General features: G+C 67.9%; 21 protein-coding genes. 9 read left to right on the top strand and 12 right to left on the bottom strand.

The window, feature by feature from the left end:
* Positions 1-12: 12 nt before the first annotated feature.
* Positions 13-2,007, bottom strand: a complete 1,995-nt coding sequence (locus HUN07_RS11650) for an APC family permease (RefSeq protein WP_174909802.1) — start codon at positions 2,005-2,007, stop codon at positions 13-15.
* A gap of 159 nt (positions 2,008-2,166) precedes the next feature.
* On the opposite strand from HUN07_RS11650, the gene HUN07_RS11645 reads away from it, so the two are divergent.
* Entirely contained in the window at positions 2,167-2,832 is a 666-nt protein-coding gene (locus HUN07_RS11645; protein ID WP_114719964.1) for a potassium channel family protein, read from the top strand.
* Positions 2,833-2,890: 58 nt separating this feature from the next.
* The gene (locus HUN07_RS11640) at positions 2,891-3,547 is read left to right on the top strand and encodes a potassium channel family protein (protein ID WP_114719963.1); all 657 of its coding nucleotides are present in this window, start codon (positions 2,891-2,893) and stop codon (positions 3,545-3,547) included.
* Here the strand turns inward: HUN07_RS11640 and HUN07_RS11635 are convergent.
* Positions 3,524-4,204, bottom strand: a complete 681-nt coding sequence (locus HUN07_RS11635; RefSeq protein ID WP_114719961.1) for a DUF3159 domain-containing protein — start codon at positions 4,202-4,204, stop codon at positions 3,524-3,526. The genes HUN07_RS11640 and HUN07_RS11635 overlap by 24 nt on opposite strands.
* A 105-nt stretch (positions 4,205-4,309) precedes the next feature.
* Positions 4,310-4,687 (bottom strand): OB-fold nucleic acid binding domain-containing protein, encoded by a 378-nt coding sequence (locus HUN07_RS11630; protein ID WP_114719959.1) that lies wholly within the window; start codon positions 4,685-4,687, stop codon positions 4,310-4,312.
* A 136-nt stretch (positions 4,688-4,823) separates the two neighbouring features.
* Between HUN07_RS11630 and HUN07_RS11625 the strand changes: the two genes are divergently transcribed.
* Positions 4,824-5,528: an alpha/beta fold hydrolase gene (locus HUN07_RS11625; RefSeq protein ID WP_114719957.1), complete on the top strand. Its 705-nt coding sequence runs from the start codon at positions 4,824-4,826 to the stop codon at positions 5,526-5,528.
* 10 nt (positions 5,529-5,538) lie between these two features.
* Here HUN07_RS11625 and HUN07_RS11620 read toward each other — a convergent pair whose 3' ends face one another.
* Positions 5,539-6,378: a DUF3710 domain-containing protein gene (locus HUN07_RS11620; protein WP_174909800.1), complete on the bottom strand. Its 840-nt coding sequence runs from the start codon at positions 6,376-6,378 to the stop codon at positions 5,539-5,541.
* Positions 6,379-6,380: 2 nt separating this feature from the next.
* Complete coding sequence (gene dut / locus HUN07_RS11615) at positions 6,381-6,923, bottom strand: dUTP diphosphatase (RefSeq protein ID WP_174909799.1); 543 nt, start codon at positions 6,921-6,923, stop codon at positions 6,381-6,383.
* Between the two features lie 19 nt (positions 6,924-6,942).
* Here dut and HUN07_RS11610 point away from each other — a divergent pair, with 19 nt between their 5' ends.
* Complete coding sequence (locus tag HUN07_RS11610; RefSeq protein WP_114719951.1) at positions 6,943-7,455, top strand: DUF3093 domain-containing protein; 513 nt, start codon at positions 6,943-6,945, stop codon at positions 7,453-7,455.
* Between the two features lie 22 nt (positions 7,456-7,477).
* On the opposite strand, the gene HUN07_RS11605 is transcribed toward HUN07_RS11610, so the two are convergent.
* Complete coding sequence (locus tag HUN07_RS11605; RefSeq protein ID WP_031939713.1) at positions 7,478-7,780, bottom strand: DUF4193 domain-containing protein; 303 nt, start codon at positions 7,778-7,780, stop codon at positions 7,478-7,480.
* Positions 7,781-8,270: 490 nt separating this feature from the next.
* Here HUN07_RS11605 and cei point away from each other — a divergent pair, with 490 nt between their 5' ends.
* Positions 8,271-8,954: an envelope integrity protein Cei gene (cei, locus tag HUN07_RS11600; RefSeq protein ID WP_174909797.1), complete on the top strand. Its 684-nt coding sequence runs from the start codon at positions 8,271-8,273 to the stop codon at positions 8,952-8,954.
* Between the two features lie 13 nt (positions 8,955-8,967).
* Here cei and HUN07_RS11595 read toward each other — a convergent pair whose 3' ends face one another.
* Positions 8,968-9,864 carry an inositol monophosphatase family protein gene (locus HUN07_RS11595; protein ID WP_114719947.1) on the bottom strand — a complete coding sequence of 299 codons (897 nt, stop codon included), beginning with the start codon at positions 9,862-9,864 and terminating at the stop codon, positions 8,968-8,970.
* Between the two features lie 111 nt (positions 9,865-9,975).
* Here HUN07_RS11595 and ppgK point away from each other — a divergent pair, with 111 nt between their 5' ends.
* Both ppgK and HUN07_RS11585 read left to right on the top strand, forming a co-directional pair.
* Positions 9,976-10,743 carry a polyphosphate--glucose phosphotransferase gene (ppgK, locus tag HUN07_RS11590; RefSeq protein ID WP_441346818.1) on the top strand — a complete coding sequence of 256 codons (768 nt, stop codon included), beginning with the start codon at positions 9,976-9,978 and terminating at the stop codon, positions 10,741-10,743.
* Positions 10,744-10,866: 123 nt separating this feature from the next.
* Positions 10,867-12,249 carry an RNA polymerase sigma factor gene (locus HUN07_RS11585; protein WP_114719945.1) on the top strand — a complete coding sequence of 461 codons (1,383 nt, stop codon included), beginning with the start codon at positions 10,867-10,869 and terminating at the stop codon, positions 12,247-12,249.
* A 27-nt stretch (positions 12,250-12,276) separates the two neighbouring features.
* Here HUN07_RS11585 and HUN07_RS11580 read toward each other — a convergent pair whose 3' ends face one another.
* From HUN07_RS11580 to HUN07_RS11570, 3 genes are read right to left on the bottom strand one after another with little or no spacing between them, the layout of a single operon-like run.
* Positions 12,277-13,482, bottom strand: a complete 1,206-nt coding sequence (locus HUN07_RS11580; protein ID WP_174909793.1) for a cation:proton antiporter — start codon at positions 13,480-13,482, stop codon at positions 12,277-12,279.
* 24 nt (positions 13,483-13,506) lie between these two features.
* A complete protein-coding gene (locus HUN07_RS11575) occupies positions 13,507-13,989 on the bottom strand; it encodes a cation:proton antiporter regulatory subunit (RefSeq protein ID WP_174909791.1) in 483 nt (160 codons plus the stop codon).
* A gap of 34 nt (positions 13,990-14,023) precedes the next feature.
* The gene (locus HUN07_RS11570; RefSeq protein WP_174909789.1) at positions 14,024-14,401 is read right to left on the bottom strand and encodes a DUF952 domain-containing protein; all 378 of its coding nucleotides are present in this window, start codon (positions 14,399-14,401) and stop codon (positions 14,024-14,026) included.
* 248 nt (positions 14,402-14,649) lie between these two features.
* On the opposite strand from HUN07_RS11570, the gene HUN07_RS26930 reads away from it, so the two are divergent.
* A complete protein-coding gene (locus tag HUN07_RS26930) occupies positions 14,650-14,853 on the top strand; it encodes a DUF7455 domain-containing protein (RefSeq protein ID WP_114719936.1) in 204 nt (67 codons plus the stop codon).
* 117 nt (positions 14,854-14,970) lie between these two features.
* Here HUN07_RS26930 and HUN07_RS11565 read toward each other — a convergent pair whose 3' ends face one another.
* Positions 14,971-16,710 carry a DEAD/DEAH box helicase gene (locus HUN07_RS11565; protein ID WP_174909787.1) on the bottom strand — a complete coding sequence of 580 codons (1,740 nt, stop codon included), beginning with the start codon at positions 16,708-16,710 and terminating at the stop codon, positions 14,971-14,973.
* A gap of 275 nt (positions 16,711-16,985) precedes the next feature.
* Between HUN07_RS11565 and HUN07_RS11560 the strand changes: the two genes are divergently transcribed.
* Positions 16,986-18,125, top strand: a complete 1,140-nt coding sequence (locus HUN07_RS11560) for a YihY/virulence factor BrkB family protein (RefSeq protein ID WP_174909785.1) — start codon at positions 16,986-16,988, stop codon at positions 18,123-18,125.
* Here HUN07_RS11560 and HUN07_RS11555 read toward each other — a convergent pair.
* The gene (locus HUN07_RS11555) at positions 18,098-18,334 is read right to left on the bottom strand and encodes a DUF3039 domain-containing protein (RefSeq protein WP_114719930.1); all 237 of its coding nucleotides are present in this window, start codon (positions 18,332-18,334) and stop codon (positions 18,098-18,100) included. The genes HUN07_RS11560 and HUN07_RS11555 overlap by 28 nt on opposite strands.
* Positions 18,335-18,347 lie beyond the last annotated feature (13 nt).

Genomic DNA, 18,347 nt, shown 5'->3' with positions numbered 1-18,347 from the left:
ACGTACCGCCCGTCACTTGCCTTCTGATTCGAACCCGCGGCGACTTGCACCGGGTGCGTTGTCGACGCGTTCGCGTTTGACCTTCTCCGACGAGCTCAACTGCCACGGCACGCTCGTGACCATCACACCCGGCTGGAACAGCAGTCGGCTCTTGAGCCGCAGGGCGCTCTGGTTGTGCAGGATCTGCTCCCACCAGTGCCCCACCACGTACTCCGGGATGAACACCGTGACGACGTCGCGCGGCGAATCCCTGCGGACCCGGCGCACGTAATCGAGCACCGGTTTGGTGATCTCACGATACGGCGACTCGATCACCTTGAGCGGCACCGTGATGTCGCTCTTCTCCCATTCACGGACGAGCGTTCGCGTGTCGGGCTCGTCGACGTTCACCGTGACGGCCTCGAGCGTGTCCGGCCGGGTCGCGCGGGCGTACGCGAGCGCGCGCATCGTCGGCATGTGCATCTTGGACACCAGCACGATCGAGTGGGTGCGGCTCGGCAGTACGCCGTCCCACTCCTGCTCCTCGAGTTCCGCCGCGACGCTGTCGTAGTGGCGCCTGATCGACTTCATCACCACGAAGATCACGATCATCGCGACGATCGCGATCCAGGCACCGGCCGCGAACTTCGTGAGCAGCACGATCACCAGCACCGCACCCGTCATCGCGAGACCGATCGAGTTGACCACGCGCGAGCGCTTCATCCGCCGGCGCTGGGCCGGATCGGTCTCGGCCTTCAGATGCCTCGTCCAGTGCCGGATCATTCCGGTCTGGCTCAGCACGAACGAGACGAACACACCCACGATGTACAGCTGGATCAGCTTGGTGACCTCGGCGCCGAACACCACGACGAACGCGATCGCGGCGCCCGACAGGAACAGGATGCCGTTGCTGAACGCGAGCCGGTCGCCGCGCGTGTGCAGCTGGCGCGGCAGGTAACGGTCCTGCGCCAGCACCGACCCCAGCACCGGGAAACCGTTGAACGCGGTGTTCGCGGCGAGCACGAGGATGAGCGCGGTGACGATCGCCATGAAGAAGAAGCCGGCCGGGAACCCGGAGAAGACCGCCTCCGCGAGCTGCGCGATGAGCGTCTTCTGGTGGTAGCCCTCCGGAGCGCCGATCAACTGGGTCTCCGGATTGTGCGCGTACACGATCCCGATCTTCTGGGCCAGGATGATGATGCCCATCAGCAGGACGATCGCGAAAGTACCGAGCAGCAGCAGCGTGGTGGCCGCGTTGCGGGACTTCGGCTTCCGGAATGCCGGCACACCGTTGCTGATCGCCTCGACGCCGGTCAGGGCCGCACAGCCGGACGAGAAGGCCCGGGCGATGAGGAACGCGAAGGCGATGCCGTACAGGTGCGAATCCTCGGCATCGAGAGTGAACCCGGAGGATTCCGCGTGCACGTCGTCGCCGAAGATGTAGACCCGGGCGAAACCCCACCCGAGCATGATCAGCATGCCGACGATGAACGCGTACGTCGGAATCGCGAACGCGGTGCCGGACTCCCGCAGACCCCGCAGGTTCATCGCCGTCAGCAGCACGATCGCGGCGATCGCGAACAGCACCTTGTGCTCCGCCACGAACGGCACCGCCGAACCGATGTTCGACGCCGCGGACGAGATCGACACCGCCACGGTGAGCACGTAGTCCACCATCAGCGCGCTGCCCACCGTCAGACCGGCATTGGGCCCCAGATTGGTGGTCGCGACCTCGTAGTCACCGCCACCGGACGGATAGGCGTGCACGTTCTGCCGGTAGCTGGCCACGACCACGGCCATGACGACGGCGACGGCCAGCCCGATCCACGGCGCATACGCGTAGGCGGAGATGCCCGCGACGGACAGCACCAGGAAGATCTCTTCCGGCGCATAGGCGACCGACGACATCGCGTCCGAGGCGAAAACAGGTAGCGCGATTCGCTTGGGCAGAAGCGTGTGCCCGAGCTTGTCGCTCCGGAACGGCCGGCCCAGAATCAGCCGCTTCGCAGCGGTGGAAACCTTCGACACTGCCAAAGCGTAAGCCGTCCGAGGGAATGCACAGCAGCCAGGAGCCCAAGTCGGCGTTTCCGGCAGTGGAAACTTGCTCTTCCCCCCGCGCGCTGTACGGTTCGATTCGACGCCCGCGGCACCCCGCACGGGCGCGAATCCGATGAACGGAGTGGACGGGTGTACGTAGTAGTCATGGGATGTGGCCGAGTCGGCTCCTCCCTCGCTACCGCACTGAGCCGGATCGGCCATGAGGTGGCTGTGATCGACCGCGACGCGAGTTCGTTCCTCCGACTCGGATCGGACTTCACCGGGCACACCGTCGTCGGGATGGGATTCGACCGCGACGTGCTGGTCCGTGCCGGCATCGAGCGTGCCGAGGCATTCGCGGCGGTGTCCTCCGGCGACAATTCGAACATCATCTCCGCGCGGGTGGCCCGCGAGACGTTCGGCGTCGAGCGGGTCGTCGCCCGGATCTACGACGCCAAGCGCGCCGCGGTGTACGAGCGTCTGGGCATCCCGACCATCGCAACCGTGCCGTGGACCACCGACCGCTTCATGCTCGCTCTCGCGCAGGACGATCAGATCTCGAAGTGGCGGGATCCGTCCGGCACGGTGGTCGTGACCGAACTGCCCTTCCACGAGGACTGGGTCGGCCGCAACATCTCCGAACTCGAAGCAGCGACCAGCTCCCGGGTCTCGTTCATCATCCGTTTCGGATCGGGCATCCTCCCCGACCGCAAGACCGTCATCCAGTCCCAGGACCAGGTGTACGTTGCCGCGGTGTCGGGCACCGTCGCCGAGGCCGTCGCTCTGGCCGGTAATCCCCCGCCGTCCGACGACTGACAGCCCGAGACCGGTCAATGACCCCCTTCTCGATCGACTACCCGATTGGAAACCTCCGATGAGAGTGGCCATCGCAGGAGCCGGCGCCGTAGGCCGCTCCATCGCCCGCGAACTCGTCCGCAGCAACCACCACGTCATGCTGCTCGAACGCAAGCTCGAGCACGTCGAGCCCGAGGTGATTCCGCAGGCCGAGTGGATCCACGCTGATGCGTGCGAACTGAGCCTGCTCGAAGCCGCGCAGCTCGAGACCTACGATGTCGTGATCGCCGCCACCGGCGACGACAAGGCCAACATCGTGCTGAGCCTGCTCGCGAAGACGGAGTTCGGGGTGGGGCGAGTCGTCGCCCGCGTCAACGATCCCCGCAACGAGTGGCTGTTCGACGAGTCGTGGGGTGTCGACGTCGCAGTCTCCACACCACGCATGCTGGCCTCGCTCGTCGAGGAGGCTGTCACGGTGGGTGACCTGGTTCGACTGATGACGTTCCGCCAGGGTCAGGCAAACCTCGTCGAGATCACCCTGCCCGACAACACCCCGCTCGCCGGCAAGCCGGTGCGCAAGATTCAGCTCCCGCGCGACGTCGCCCTGGTGACGATCCTGCGCGGCGGACGCGTGATCGTCCCCCAGCCCGACGACCCAGTCGAGGGCGGCGACGAGTTGCTGTTCGTCGCGGCGGTCGAGGTCGAGGACGAGCTACGCGCCGCGATCGATATCTGACGCGTCGGCGGCAGGGCCGTCGGCGGCGGCTTCGAGTTCGGCCGGATCGGGCGCGGGCTCTACGAGTCGGTCCGCGCGACGGACGGCCCAGATCGTCACGAGCAGCACCAGGCCGGTGAGGGGCCAGCCCATCCCGATCCGTGCGACCGCGAGCCACCCCGTCTGATCAGCGTCGTAGAGCTGGGACTGGACCAGATACCGGGCGCCGAAGACGGCCGCCCATGCGACGGTGGCGATGTCGTACGCACGCACCGCGCCCTTGTGGGCACGCCACGCGTTGCGGTGCCCGTTGAGGTAACCCCAGACCACACCGACCAGCGGCCACCGCACCAGGATCGACACGACGAACGCAGCGGCATACACGAGGCTGGTGTAGATCCCGAAGAGGAAGTACCCCTTCGCGTCACCGGTGCGGTAGGCGATGAACGCGCAGACACCGACGCCGAGGAAACCCGAGATCGCGGGCTGGACGGGACTGCGGCGGGCGATTCGCCACACCAGGATCGCCGCGGCCACGCCGAGCGCGGTCCACACGGCCGGGGCGAGGCCCCACAGACTGTTCGCCGGCACGAACACGACGACCGGCAGCGTCGAGTAGATCAGCCCGCTGAGTCCACCGAGCTGTTCGAGGATCGTCTGCTGCTTCGTTTCGGTCACGCGACGAGACTGCCATATCCCGACGGCGAGCCGTCGAAGCCCGTCCGGCACCGGACCGTCGACGGGTGCCGACGGCGAGCCGCGGTGCAGTGCAACGGCGGTGGATCAGGAATCGCCGCGGAGTTCGTAGTAGGGATTGAAAATCACCTTCTGACCGTCGCGGTCGCCGATACGGCCACGCACCATCAGCGTCTTGCCCGGCTCGATGCCGGGAATCCGTCGACGGCCGATCCAGACGAGCGTGACCGGGTCGGTGCCGTCGAAGAACTCGGCCTGGACGCTGGCGTTCGCGGACTTCGGACACGCTTCGACGCTGCGGAGGCGGCCGAAGATCGTGACCTCCTCGCCGCGCGCACAGTCACAGGCGCGCTTGGCGCCCGATGCCTGCGCGGTCTCCACCATCTCCTCGGCATCCAACTGCTCGAGGTCCTCGGTGAGTCTGCGGGTGAGCCGGCGAAAGTAACCTGCCGCGGCGGGGGCCATAGCGTGCTCCTGGACAAATGGCGGCGCATCTTCGCGCCGCGCGATAGGGCTGTACGAGGGCCACTGTAACCCCAAAGTGATCCGAAACCCACCGCCGTCCTGAACGCTCGCGAACCGGGCAGTGCAAGATCGATTCATGCAGCAACGAACATGGCCCGAAGTGGCCGTCGTACTCCCGGGGACCGGGTCGGATGCGGATTTCGCGGCCCGTGCCTTCCGGCCCGCATTGATGCAGGTCGGAGTCACGACGACGGCGGTCGAACCGGATCCACGGGCGGTTGTCGACAGCTACCGCGACGCGATGGACCGAGCCGCGCGAGAACACGGTCGGATCCTGGTCGGTGGTGTCTCGATCGGGGCCGCCGTGGCCCTGGCGTGGGCGTCGGAGAACCCCGAGAGCGTCGGCGGGGTGATGGCCGCGCTGCCGGCATGGACCGGATCACCCCACGACGCGCCGGCCGCCGCGAGTGCCACGTTCACCGCGTCTCAACTACGCGCGCATGGACTGGCGGCGGTGACCGCAGAAATGACGGCGTCGAGCCCGCCCTGGCTGGCCGACGAACTGGCCCGGTCCTGGCGCCGCCAGTGGCCCGATCTGCCGTCCGCGTTGGAGGAGGCCGCCGCGTATCACGCGCCGGACCCGGCGACGCTCGCCGGCATCAGGCTTCCTGTGGGCATCGCCGCAGCAGTCGATGACGCCGTCCACCCGTTGACGGTGGCGAAGGAGTGGGCGGCGACGCTCCCGAACGCCGACCTCACCGAGCTCGCGTTGCAGGACATCGGCGAGGATCCGGGGGTCCTCGGCCAGGCGTGCGTCGCCGCGCTCACCCGGATCGGCTGAGCGCGGAGCGCTAGAGACCGAGCTGCTGCATCGCCGAGCCGGACTCGCCACGACGTGGCGGCTCGGACCCGTTCGGGGACGGCGGCGCAGGCTGCTGCGCCGCCGGCTGGGGCTGCTGCGGGGACTGCTGGTGTGCCTGGTCCATGGCCGCGAGCTGTGCCTGCTGTTGGGCCGCCAGCTGCTGCTGGTGCGCCGCCATCAGCTGTTCGACGAGCACCTGCGGCAGAACCACCGGTAGCGGGGTCCGCACCGGGTGTGGCTCGTCGCCACGGTTGACGACCGTATCGAGCAGGACGGCGCGGGCGATCGCGACGAGCGGGCCGCCGGCTGCCACCGCACCGGTGGGACCGGCCACCACGCACCGCAGCATCCAGCGGTGCCCGTCGACACCGATGAAACGCAGGTCGGCATTCGGGGTGGTCGCGGCCACCTCGCGGCCCCACGGGCCGCTCTCGATGCTGACCTCCGCGTTGTCGGTACGCAGCGATTCGGCCAGCTCGGACGCGACCTCACGCCACTGTCCCGGCGACTTGGGTGCCGCGTACGCGGAGACGGTGATGCGACCGTGCTCGGTGACCAGGTGCACCGCCTGCGGCGCACCTTCGGGCGACATCTCGACCTGGAGCTGGGCGCCTTCGGGCATCGGCAGCAGGACCGAGCCGAGATCGAGCCGCGTCGCGGCCGGCTCCTCGTCTTCCGCGAAATCGGTCGCGTCGTAGGGGCCGCCGTCGAGCGTGCCGACGGGCGCGTCCAACTCGGCATCCTCGTCCTGAGCCTCGATGTCGACGAGATCCGCAGGCTCTGTAGCCTCCGACCGGTCGGCTTCGTTCTTCTTGCGACGTCCGAACATGATCAGGCCCCTTCCCTCGGCAGCCGCGTCAGCTCGTGCGGGCGGCCTTCCGTACCGTCGATATCCTGATCGGCATTGTGCTCGACGAGGCTCGCATGACCGCCACTGGACCCGTAACCGCCTGCGCCGCGGACAGTTTCGTCCAAGAAGTCGACCTCGACGAAGTCGACCAGTTCGACCCTCTGCACCACCAGCTGCGCGACACGGTCACCGCGGCGCAGTTCGATCGGCGTCTCGAGGTCGTGATTGATCAGGCAGACCTTGATCTCTCCGCGGTAGCCGGCATCGATCGTGCCCGGGGTGTTCACGACCGAGAGCCCGGCCTTCGCGGCCAGACCGGACCGCGGATGGATGAGACCGACCGTGCCGATCGGCAACGCGACCGCGATGCCGGTGCCGACCAGGACGCGGCGTCCGGGTTCGATCGTGACATCGGTGGTGGTGCACAGATCGACACCGGCATCGCCGGCGTGCGCGCGCTGGGGAATGGGGATACCGGGGTCCAGGCGCTTCAGCGCAATGGCAGGAAGATCGCTCACGTGCACCGAGACTACTCTGGAATACGTGTCCGAATCGTCTCAGCCCGCAGCGACCACGCCCGACAATGCCCGAGCACCGATCTATTCGGAGCGTCTGTGGGTGCCGTTGTGGTGGTGGCCCGCTGGATTGTTCATCGCAGGCCTGCTCGCCGCGGAGATCCATATGGGTTCGCCGGGCGTCCGCGCCTGGCTGCCCTACGTCCTGCTGTTCCCGTTCCCGGTATGGGCCCTGCTGTGGGTGTCGCGGCTCCGGATCGAGGTGTTCGACGGCCCCGACGGTGAAGTGCGGGTGGGTCGGGCGCATCTACCGCTCTCCGCCATCTCCCGCACCGCGACCATTCCGCCGTCGGCGAAGAGCGCGGCCATGGGGCGCCAGCTCGATCCGGCCGCCTACGTCCAGAATCGTTCCTGGATCAAGCAGACTGCGCTGATCGTCCTCGACGATCCCGAGGACCCCACGCCCTACTGGTTGGTGAGCACGAGGCGGCCAGCCGAACTGCTGGCCGCCATCGGCCGCGGGACAGCCCCGAAGGACTAGTCCGTCTGCTTCAGGACTCGCGTCAGGCGGCGCAGTCCATGCAGATCATGACGCCGTTCTCCTCGCTTGCGAGACGGCTGCGGTGGTGAACCAGGAAGCAGCTCGAGCAGGTGAACTCGTCCGCCTGCTTGGGCACCACCCGCACGGACAGTTCTTCGCCGGACAGGTCGGCGCCGGGGAGTTCGAACGACTCCGCGGTGTCGGACTCGTCCACGTCGACGACTGCCGACTGCGCCTCGTTGCGTCGTGCCTTCAGTTCTTCGAGCGAATCCTCCGAAACCTCGTCGGTTTCCGATCGCCTGGGTGCGTCGTAGTCGGTTGCCATTTCCTCTTCCCCTCGTCCTCTTGCGTGTATCCCCGGTGCCCGGGCCGCCGTCCCCTGGCAGGGGGTGGGGCGATCCTGGAGAACCGTCAGAGATGCAGATCCATTCCTGTGGCACTAACAACGCCGCAGGATGCCCGGAAGTGCCCGAAAAGCCCTCCGGAAAACATGACCTACACCTCACCTTCCGTTCTCGCCGGACCCTCTCGAAATCGTGTGTTCTCACGACTGGGGCCGCCAGACAATAGCCGACGCATCAGGAAAAGTGGCAACCGAACCGGACACTGCCGGAAACTGTCCGTCAATCGTCACCAACCACTGCTCGAGCTGAGACATTCCTGCACGGGGCATGTGCCGGACGGTGATCGGCCGGGGATCTACAGTGGGCAGCGGGACGGCGGCGGCACCCGAGAAGGTGGCCGGAACCACACCAACTCTTTTCCTTTCGCGGGATCACTGCCCGCGCTCGCCTACGGAGAGGCCGACATACACCGTGGTTTCACTGATCACCGATGGCAGTTCGACCGACGGTCAGGGCCGTCCGTTCCGTCGCCGGCGCGCGGTCCCCGTGATCGCGTTGATCTCGGTGCTGGCGCTGCTCGGAGTCGTCGTCTGGGTCCAGATCTTCACCAAGCCCGAGGTGTACGCCACCACGGTGGACTGCAATCCGCCGGTCAAACCGAAGGCCGCCGACGCCCCCCCGCCGCAACCACTCGGCGAGAAGGTGGGGCGCAGCACCCTCCTCGATGTCGAACCCGCGGCGCTGTCCGCGACCAAGGTCCGCGTGTTCAACGCCAACGGCGAACGCGGCCAGGCGTCGGACGTCGCGACCCAGCTGCGTGACTACGGTTTCGCGGGCGCACCCGACGTCCAGGTCGGGAACGACCCGGTATACGTCGACCAGAACCTGCAGTGCCACGGGCAGATTCGGTTCGGACCGAACGGACTGTCCGCCGCGAGTGCGCTGTGGCTCGTCGCGCCGTGCGCCGAGTTGATCCAGGACGCGCGCACCGACGACACCGTCGATCTCGCGCTGGGAACCTACTTCGCGAAGCAGATCGATCCCAATGCTGACGCGGCGGAGGTCCTCAACGCACTGAAGGATCCGCCGGCGGGCACCGAGCCGGCTCCGCTCGACCCGGATCTGCTCGCAGCGGCCCGCACCGCGCGCTGCTGACCCGTCCGACCGATCACGGGATCGGGTCGAACAACCCCACGGACCGGAAGACCGCCTCCAGATCGTCGGCCACGCCGGGCGCCATCGCGATCACGACTTCGCCCGCCGCACTGCGCGTGTCGGGCGCCGGGACGTGCACCCGGGCTCCGGCCTCGCTGGCGATGAGTGCGCCCGCGGCCCAGTCCCACGGATTGAGCCCGTGCTCGAAATGGGCATCCACCCGACCCGACGCGACCATGCACAGGTCGAGGGCGGCCGATCCGATCCGTCGGATGTCGCGGACCCGGGGAAGCAGTTCGCCGATCAGCCTGCCCTGCACCGCGCGCCGCTGCGCGCCGTAGCCGAACCCGGTCGCCAACAGCGCCAAGGACGCCTCGGTCACCGGGTTGCACGCGAGCGTTCCGGTGTTGCCGTCCGCGTCGGTGAACGAGGCGCCCCCGCCGAGCGCGGCCGAGTAGGTCACGCGCCCGGCGACGTCGACGACGGCACCAGCGACGGACACCCCGTCGACCTGCGCGGCGACCGACACCGAGTACGCCGGGATGCCGTAGAGGAAGTTCACGGTGCCGTCGATCGGATCGAGGACCCAGCGGGTGCCGGCCACGCCGTGTTCCTCGCCACCGCCCTCCTCGCCCAGGATGGCATCGTGCGGGCGCAGGTCCGCCAGGCGCGCCCGGATGAGTTGCTCGGTCTCCGTGTCGACGATCGTCACCGGGTCCGTCGGCGTGCTCTTGGACTGCACCGAGTCGCCGTCGCCCGCATGCACCACAGCGCCCATGACGCCGAACACCTCCGGCCGGCGGGATCGCACGTGCGCTGCCGCGGCCTCGGCGACCGCGATCGCCGTGCGGCGGAGGACGCCCGGATCGATGGAGTTGGATTCAGCCGTGGGACTGTCGGTGGCGCGCATGGATGTATCGCATCACAGACCACAGACACCCACCACCCGTATCCCCGGGACCGAGCGCGGCGGAACCAACTAGTGTTTCGACGCAGGCTGTCATCTCGGCGGAAGGGGACCATTGTGGGAATTCGCGGCTTCGGTGTGGACGTCGGCGGCAGTGGCATCAAGGGCGCACTCGTCGATCTCGAGACCGGTGAACTCGTCGAGGAACGGATCAAGATCGCCACCCCATACCCGTCGACTCCGGATGCCGTCGCGGCCACCGTCGCCGAGATCGCCGCACGGGCAGGCTGGGACGGTCCGGTCGGTGTCACGTTGCCCAGCGTCGTCACGAACGGCATCGCCCGGACCGCCGCGAACATCGACGAGTCGTGGATCGGGACGGACGCGCGGACGCTGTTCTCGACCGCGCTGGGCGGCCGCGCTGTCACGGTGCTCAACGACGCCGATGCGGCCGGACTGGCCGAGGACCGGTACGGGGCCGGCAAGGACGTCGACGGCGTCGTCGTCCTGCTGACCTTCGGCACCGGCATCGGTTCGGCAGTCCTGCACAACGGCGTCCTGCTCCCGAATACGGAGTTCGGCCACATGGAGGTCGACGGCATGGAGGCCGAGCATCGTGCCGCGTCGTCGGTCAAGGACACCAAGTCCCTGTCGTACAAGGAGTGGGCCGCCGAGGTGACCCGCGTGCTGTGCCGATTCGAGGACCTGTTGTGGCCCGACCTGTTCATCGCGGGCGGCGGGATCAGCCGCAAACACGAGAAGTGGATCCCCCGTCTGGAGAACCGCACGCCCGTCGTTCCCGCCACACTCCTCAACACCGCGGGGATCGTCGGCGCGGCCATGGCCACGCAGAACAGCCTGGAAAAGGGCATCGCTCCGTAACAATTTCAAAGCTGTCGTTACAATGGATGGCGGCCGACTGTGAGTCGGCGAAACCCGACAGACCTCTCCGCCGGAATTCCACTCTGGCGTGACGCCGCACGACACCGTCACGAAAGGGCGTACGTGGCAGCCACCGATACGCGTCAGACCGCCGATTCCACACCCGAATCAGCGACCCCTGCATCCACTGCCGAGGCCACTACCGGTAGCGCGCCCGCCGCCAAGAAGGCTCCCGCGAAGAAGGCCGCCGCCAAGAAGGCGCCTGCCAAGAAGGCCGCCGCCAAGAAGGCGCCCGCGAAGAAGGCCGCCGCCAAGAAGACGGCTGCGAAGAAGACCACCAAGAAGGCGACCACCAAGGCCGCCAAGGGCGGCGACGACATCGGCGAGGACGAGGACGTCGACATCGCCGATCTCGACGTCGCCGACGGCGAACTCGTCGAGGAAGAGGTCGAGGACGTCGTCGTCGAGGAAGACGACGAGGAGACCGCCGAGCCCACCGAGAAGGACAAGGCGTCCGGCGACTTCGTGTGGGACGAGGAGGAGTCCGAGGCACTCCGCCAGGCCCGCAAGGACGCCGAGCTCACCGCGTCTGCCGACTCGGTGCGCGCGTACCTCAAGCAGATCGGCAAGGTCGCGCTCCTCAACGCGGAGGAGGAGGTCGAGCTCGCCAAGCGCATCGAGGCCGGCCTGTTCGCGACCTTCAAGATGGCCGAGATGGCAGAGAAGGGCGAGAAGCCCTCCCCCGCCGATCGCCGCAACATGAACTGGATCACCCGCGACGGCAACCGCGCCAAGAACCACCTGCTCGAGGCCAACCTGCGCCTCGTGGTGTCGCTGGCCAAGCGGTACACGGGCCGCGGCATGGCGTTCCTGGACCTCATCCAGGAAGGCAACCTGGGCCTGATCCGCGCGGTCGAGAAGTTCGACTACACCAAGGGTTACAAGTTCTCGACGTACGCGACGTGGTGGATCCGTCAGGCCATCACCCGTGCGATGGCCGACCAGGCCCGCACCATCCGTATCCCGGTGCACATGGTCGAGGTCATCAACAAGCTCGGCCGCATCCAGCGTGAGCTGCTCCAGGACCTGGGCCGCGAGCCCACCCCGGAGGAGCTCGCGAAGGAAATGGACATCACGCCGGAGAAGGTGCTGGAGATCCAGCAGTACGCGCGTGAGCCCATCTCCCTCGATCAGACGATCGGCGACGAGGGCGACAGCCAGCTCGGCGACTTCATCGAGGACTCCGAGGCCGTCGTGGCCGTCGACGCGGTCAGCTTCACGCTGCTGCAGGATCAGCTGCAGTCGGTGCTCGAGACGCTGTCCGAGCGCGAGGCCGGCGTGGTGCGTCTGCGCTTCGGTCTCACCGACGGCCAGCCGCGGACTTTAGACGAAATCGGCCAGGTCTACGGCGTGACCCGGGAGCGGATCCGCCAGATCGAATCGAAGACGATGTCCAAGCTGCGCCACCCGTCGCGTTCCCAGGTGCTGCGCGACTACCTGGACTAGCACTGCCTAGCACCGGCCTAGCACTGGTCAGTTCGTGAGGAAGGGGTCCTTCGGGGCCCCTTCTTCGTTCGGTCGAGGTCGCTGCCACAGCCGGACCAACGGTTCCGCGACCCGCGCGCCGACCGGACCGAGCACGGCCATCAGCAGCACGTAGGCGGTTGCCAGTGCCGCGAGTTCGCCCTCCACCGCACCGGCGGACACGGCCAGACCCGCGATGACGATCGAGAACTCTCCGCGCGCGATCAGCGCCGCTCCGGCGCGGGCCCGGCCCATCACGCCGATTCCCTGCCGCCCGGCGGCCCACCATCCGGTGAGGACCTTCGTCGCGGTCGTCACGACGGCGAGAGCGATGGCGGGCAGCAGCACGGGCGGGATCGTCGTCGGATCCGTGTTGAGGCCGAACACGACGAAGAACATCGCGGCGAACAGGTCCCGCAACGGTTCGAGCAGGCGGGTCGCGTTGCGCGCCGTGGAGCCGGAGATCGCGATACCGAGCAGGAAAGCGCCCACCGCCGCGGAGACCTGCAGCGACGACGCGAACCCCGCGACGAGCAGTGCCGCACCCAGCAGCTTGAGCAGGAACACCTCGCGGTCCGGGCTGTCGACGACGGCCGAGACGACGTTCCCGTACCGCAGCGCGATCAGCAGCACGGCGGTGATGACCGCGAACGAGACGCCGACCGCCTGCAGCCCGCCGAGGAAGCTGACGCCGGCCAGGACCGCCGTCAGGATCGGCAGGTAGACGGCCATCGCGAGGTCCTCGAACACCAGGATCGACAGCACGATCGGCGTCTCGCGGTTGCCGAGACGACCCAGGTCCCCGAGCACCTTGGCAATGATGCCGGACGACGAGATGTAGGTCACACCGCCGAGCACGAGCGCCCCGACCAGCCCCCAGCCCAGCATCAGTGCCATCACCGCGCCGGGAACCGCGTTGAGGACCAGGTCGACGACGCCGGCCATCCAGGACCGGCGCAGCCCGGTCACCAACTCGGCTGCGGTGTACTCGAGGCCGAGCAGCAACAGCAGCAGCACGACGCCGATCTCGCTCGCGAGGTGGCTGAACTCGCCGATGTCGCCGAGCTGGATGAATCCGCCCTGGCCGAAACACAGGCCGCCGATCAGATAGAGCGGGATGGGTGACAGGCCGATGCGGCCGGCGAGTCGACCGAGGACACCGAGCGCGAAGAACACAGCGCCGAGTTCGACGAGTGCCAGGGAGGTTCCGGTCATCGTGCGCGCGTAGCCGAGCCGGGATCAGCCGTGCGCGAGGATCTTGGCCGCGTGATCGAGGCCCTCCTGCGTTCCGACCGCGACCAGCAGGTCGCCCTCCGTGAAGGTGAAGTCGGGATTGGGCGACGGCGCGACCTGACCGGCGCGCATCACGGCGACGACGGACACCCCGGTGCGGGTCCGCATCGCGGTCTCGCCGAGCGTGCGGCCATCCCACGGCGAGTTCTCGGTGATCGGCATCTGGCGGGTGCTGATTCCGGGCAGATCCCGGTGCTCCTCCCGCAGCTGTGCGACGAGCTGCGGCGCCCCGAGCAGATTGGCCAGCACCGACGCTTCATCGGATTCGAGCGGAATCGAAGCCATGCACGCATCCGGGTCGTCGAGTTTGGAGACGATCAGCTCGGTACGACCGTCGCGGTGGGTGACCACACCGATGCGTCGGCCCATCGCGAGCGCGAAATCCTTACGAACTCCGATACCGGGCAGCGGGGTCACTTCCACGTTCATGGCTCAACGGTAGCGCCAACACACCTACCGACGGCTAACCGATCGGCGGAAACACTCCGGCGTCGTCCGGGAGGTAGTCGGTCACCTCGACGACCGCGGCGACCGGCAGCGGCCCGTACAGGTGCGGGAAGCGCATCGAGGCGGGGTCGGACGGCACGCCGGGCTCCCAACGCACCTGCGCCCCGAGCCGGTCGGGATCGAGGCTCAGCAGCACCAGATCCCGGCGGCCCGCGAAGAGCCGGTTCGCGGGGAGGTGCACCTGCGCGGGCGTCGACAGGTGCACGAAGCCGTCCGCGTCGAAGCCGGGCGGTACGCGCTCGCCGAGGCGCTGCGCTGTCGCCCATTCGTCCCTGCTGCACATGTGGAGCAGGGACCCGCCCGCGAACTGCTCCGACTGATCCGGTGTCGACATGTGTCGTCCTTTCCGCCGCCGAGGCCCCGAACGATAGAGCAGCGCTCAGCTGTCAGCGAACACCCGAATCGTCCCGAAACGCATAGTGCGAGTTCAGGACGGTGGGTGTTAGTGAGGACACACCGAGGAAGTATCGGGAACAACCCGATCAAGTCGAACGTCTGACAGAGTGGACCTACCGCGTCACCCCCGACGCGGCGGAAGACCCCAGGCAGTGGGTACCACCCCACAGCCAGTTCGGAGGAGTCATGCCCGGAACACTGACCAGCCCCCCGTTGACCGCTGCTGACCGGTGCGACCGGTGCAGCGCAGGAGCCCGCGTGCGCGCTGTGCTCGCGAGTGGAGGAGAGCTTCTCTTCTGCCAGCACCACGCCAACGAGCATGCAGATCGTCTTCGTGAGATGAACGCCACCATCGTGAGCGACTCGGAATCATCCGCGGCGACCGTCTAGCGCGTCAGCCCTCCGGGCGGACGCTCGTCCGTCCCCAGTTCCCGAAGCGGGTGACCACCATCGGTGGTCACCCGCTTCGGCGTTCCGGAACGAACTACCAGCGAACTACCACTACCACTACCACTGCCGGAGCGTCGCGATGCGATCGGTGAGCTGGTCGACGGTCGCGATCGCCGTCGGCGGACCACCACACACGCGACGCAGTTCGCCGTGAATGACACCGTGCGGCTTACCGGTCCGGTGGTGGTGCATCGCCACCAGGGAATTGAGTTCGCGGCGCAGGTTCGCCAACTGGCCCGCGGACGCCACCCGCTCGGCCACCTGGGGCGCGGGGATCGGCGGTGCAGCCGCCGCAGCAGCGGCGGCCGGCTTGTCCAGCTGGTTCTGCTGGCGCTGCCGCAGCAGCGCCCGCATCTGCTCGGCGTCGAGCAGTCCGGGCAGCCCGAGGTAGTCGGCCTCCTCGTCGGACCCGGAGAACGTCGCGGTCCCGAAGGAGGAGCCGTCGTAGATCACCTGGTCCAGCTCGGCGTCGGCGCCCAGCGAGACGAACGCCTTCTCCTCCTCGCCCGGCTCGTCCTTCTGCTTGTTCGCGTCGGCGAGCAGGTCGTCGTCGAGACCGTCCTTCTCACGGTGCGGCTTGCCGAGGATGTGGTCCCGCTGCGCCTCGAGCTGACTCGCAAGGTCCAGTAGCACCGGCACGGACGGCAGGAACACGCTCGCCGTCTCGCCCTTGGTCCGCGATCGCACGAACCGACCGATGGCCTGCGCGAAGAACAGCGGCGTGGACGCGCTCGTGGCGTAGACGCCGACCGCCAACCGCGGCACGTCGACGCCCTCGGACACCATGCGTACCGCAACCATCCACGCCTGCGTGCTCTTGCCGAACTCCGCGATCCGGTTCGACGCCGTCGGGTCGTCCGACAGCACCAGCGCCGGCGCCTCACCCGTGATCGCCTCGAGGGTCTTCGCGTACGCGCGGGCCACCGTCTGGTCCGTCGCGATGATCAGGCCACCCGCGTCGGGCATGCCGCCGGCGCGCAACTGCCCGAGACGGGTGTTGGCGGCCGCCAGGACCGCCGGGATCCAGTCTCCGGCGGGGTCGAGCGCCGTGCGCCACGCGCGGGCCGTCTGCTCGGCGCTGAGCGGCTCACCGAGCCGGGCCGCGAATTCCTCGCCGGCGCTGTTGCGCCAGCGAGCCTCCCCCGAGTAGGCGAGGAACACCACCGGACGGACGACGCCGTCGGCCAGGGCGTCGGAGTAGCCGTACGAGTGATCCGCCTTCGAGCGCATCAGGCCCTCGTTGTCGGGCTCGTAGTTCACGAACGGGATCGCGCTGTCGTCGCTGCGGAACGGGGTACCGGTGAGTGCCAGGCGGCGTGTCGCGTCGCCGTACGCCTCCCGGATGGCGTCACCCCAGCTCTTCGCGTCACCGCCGTGGTGGATCTCGTCCAGGATCACCAGTGTCCGACGCGCCTCGGTCCGGACGCGGTGCTTGAACGGGTGCGACGCGACCTGCGCGTACGTTACGACCACACCGTGGTAATCCGACGACGTCTGCCCCGTCGAGTTCGAGAAGTGCGAGTCCAGAGCGATGCCGTTGCGGGCCGCGGACTCCGCCCACTGGTGCTTGAGGTGCTCGGTGGGCGCGACGACAGTGATCTGGTCGACGGTGCGGTCACGCAGCAACTCCGAGGCCACGCGCAGCGCGAACGTCGTCTTGCCGGCGCCCGGCGTCGCGACGGCCAGGAAGTCGCGGGGTTTGGTAGCCAGGTATTTGGTCAGGGCACGCCGCTGCCACGCTCGGAGGGAGCCGGTGGGAGCTGGTGCAGTTTCGACACTTCCGGGTTCAGCGCTCACATCGCACCTCGCCGCTGGCTTCGCACAGTTGTTCCCACTCCTTGCTTCGCTGACGGGGTTCTCGGCCGCTGCCCGACCACAGTCTCGGGGCCACGCCCTCGGGCGACGACCCCCGAGGAGCCTAGCGGTCGGGACCGACCGATTCAGCATCAGCCGCGCGGCCGGGGACGTGATCCTGCACAGACCTCGCCCGGCGGCGGGGTGGCAGAATCGACGGCGACACGGCGGCGCCCCACCGGGCATCCCGGCGCATTGTCAGGAATCCTGGAAGCATCATGAGTGAGACGCCGCCCGCCACGAAACGCCGACCACTCCGTCGGTGTGCCCAGGTGGTCGGGCGAACGGCGTCCAAGGCCTGGCACGATTCGATCTTCGGCAAGTCGGCCACCGCGGCGTTCTGGCAGACCCTGTCGCTACCCCCGCTGCTGCTGGGACTGCTGGGCAGTCTCGGCTATGTCGGCGGGTGGTTCGGCCCGAACACGGTGGAGATCATCCAGTCGAAGATCATCACGTTCAGCCACACCGTGTTCAGCGAGAACGTCGTCGACCAGATCATCCAGCCAACCGTCGGAGATGTCCTCGGGCGAGGCCGCCCGGAGATCATCTCGGTGGGCTTCCTGCTGTCGCTGTGGGCGGGTTCGTCGGCAATCTCGACGTTCGTCGACTCGATCGTCGAGGCACACGGCCAACAGGACGCCCGGCACCCGGTGTGGCAGCGGGTGTTCGCGTTGCTGCTCTACGTCGGCTTCCTCGTCCTCGCCGTCTTCACGCTGCCACTGGTCGCACTGGGGCCGACGATGATCGGCCGCGCGCTCCCCGAGTCCTGGCACACGGTCGGGACGGAGATGGTGGACGCGTTCTACTACCCCGCGGTCGGTCTGCTCCTGATCGTCGGCCTGACCACCCTCTACAAGGTGGCACTGCCGAGATCGCTTCCGTGGCATCGACTGCTCGGCGGTGCACTACTCGCCGGCGTGTTCTTCATGGCCGCCAGCACGATTCTGCGCTGGTATCTGAGCGCGGTGGCCGGCACCGGATACACCTACGGCGCGCTCGCGACGCCCATCGCCTTCCTGCTCTTCACGTTCTTCCTCGGCTTCGCCGTCGTGCTCGGTGCCGAGTTCAACGCCACGATCCAGGAGTTCTGGCCGGCGCGGGCCACCCGCATGGAGCAGGTGCGTGACTGGATCGCCGCGCAGGCCGCGATCGATGCGTCGGAGGACGCCGGCCCTGTGACGAATCTGACGCGACGGCTCGCGACCGGACCGATCCGGTTCACGTCGGATCGATCACAGTCCGGATCCGAATGCGAGTCCGAGCCCCAGTCCCAGGGCTGCGGATCGGTGGACGCACCGGAGTCCGACGCGCCCACCGACGACACGGACGCTCAGTCGCCCTTGCGCAATCCCTCGTAGATCTTCTTGCACTCGGGGCACACCGGCGAACCCGGCTTCGCGGACTTGGTGACCGGAAACACCTCGCCACACAACGCGACGACGTGGGTTCCCATCACCGCGCTTTCGGCGATCTTGTTCTTCTTCACGTAATGGAAGAATTTCGGGGTGTCGTCGTCGGTCGTCTCGTCGGTGGTGGTGTCGGGACGTTCCTTCGTCAAAGTGCTCACATCCCAATAATGC

It is taken from the genome of Rhodococcus sp. W8901, from assembly GCF_013348805.1.
GTDB lineage: Bacteria > Actinomycetota > Actinomycetes > Mycobacteriales > Mycobacteriaceae > Prescottella.
Note: the sequence above shows the minus strand (reverse complement) of the source record. Positions and strands in the feature narration are given on the sequence as shown.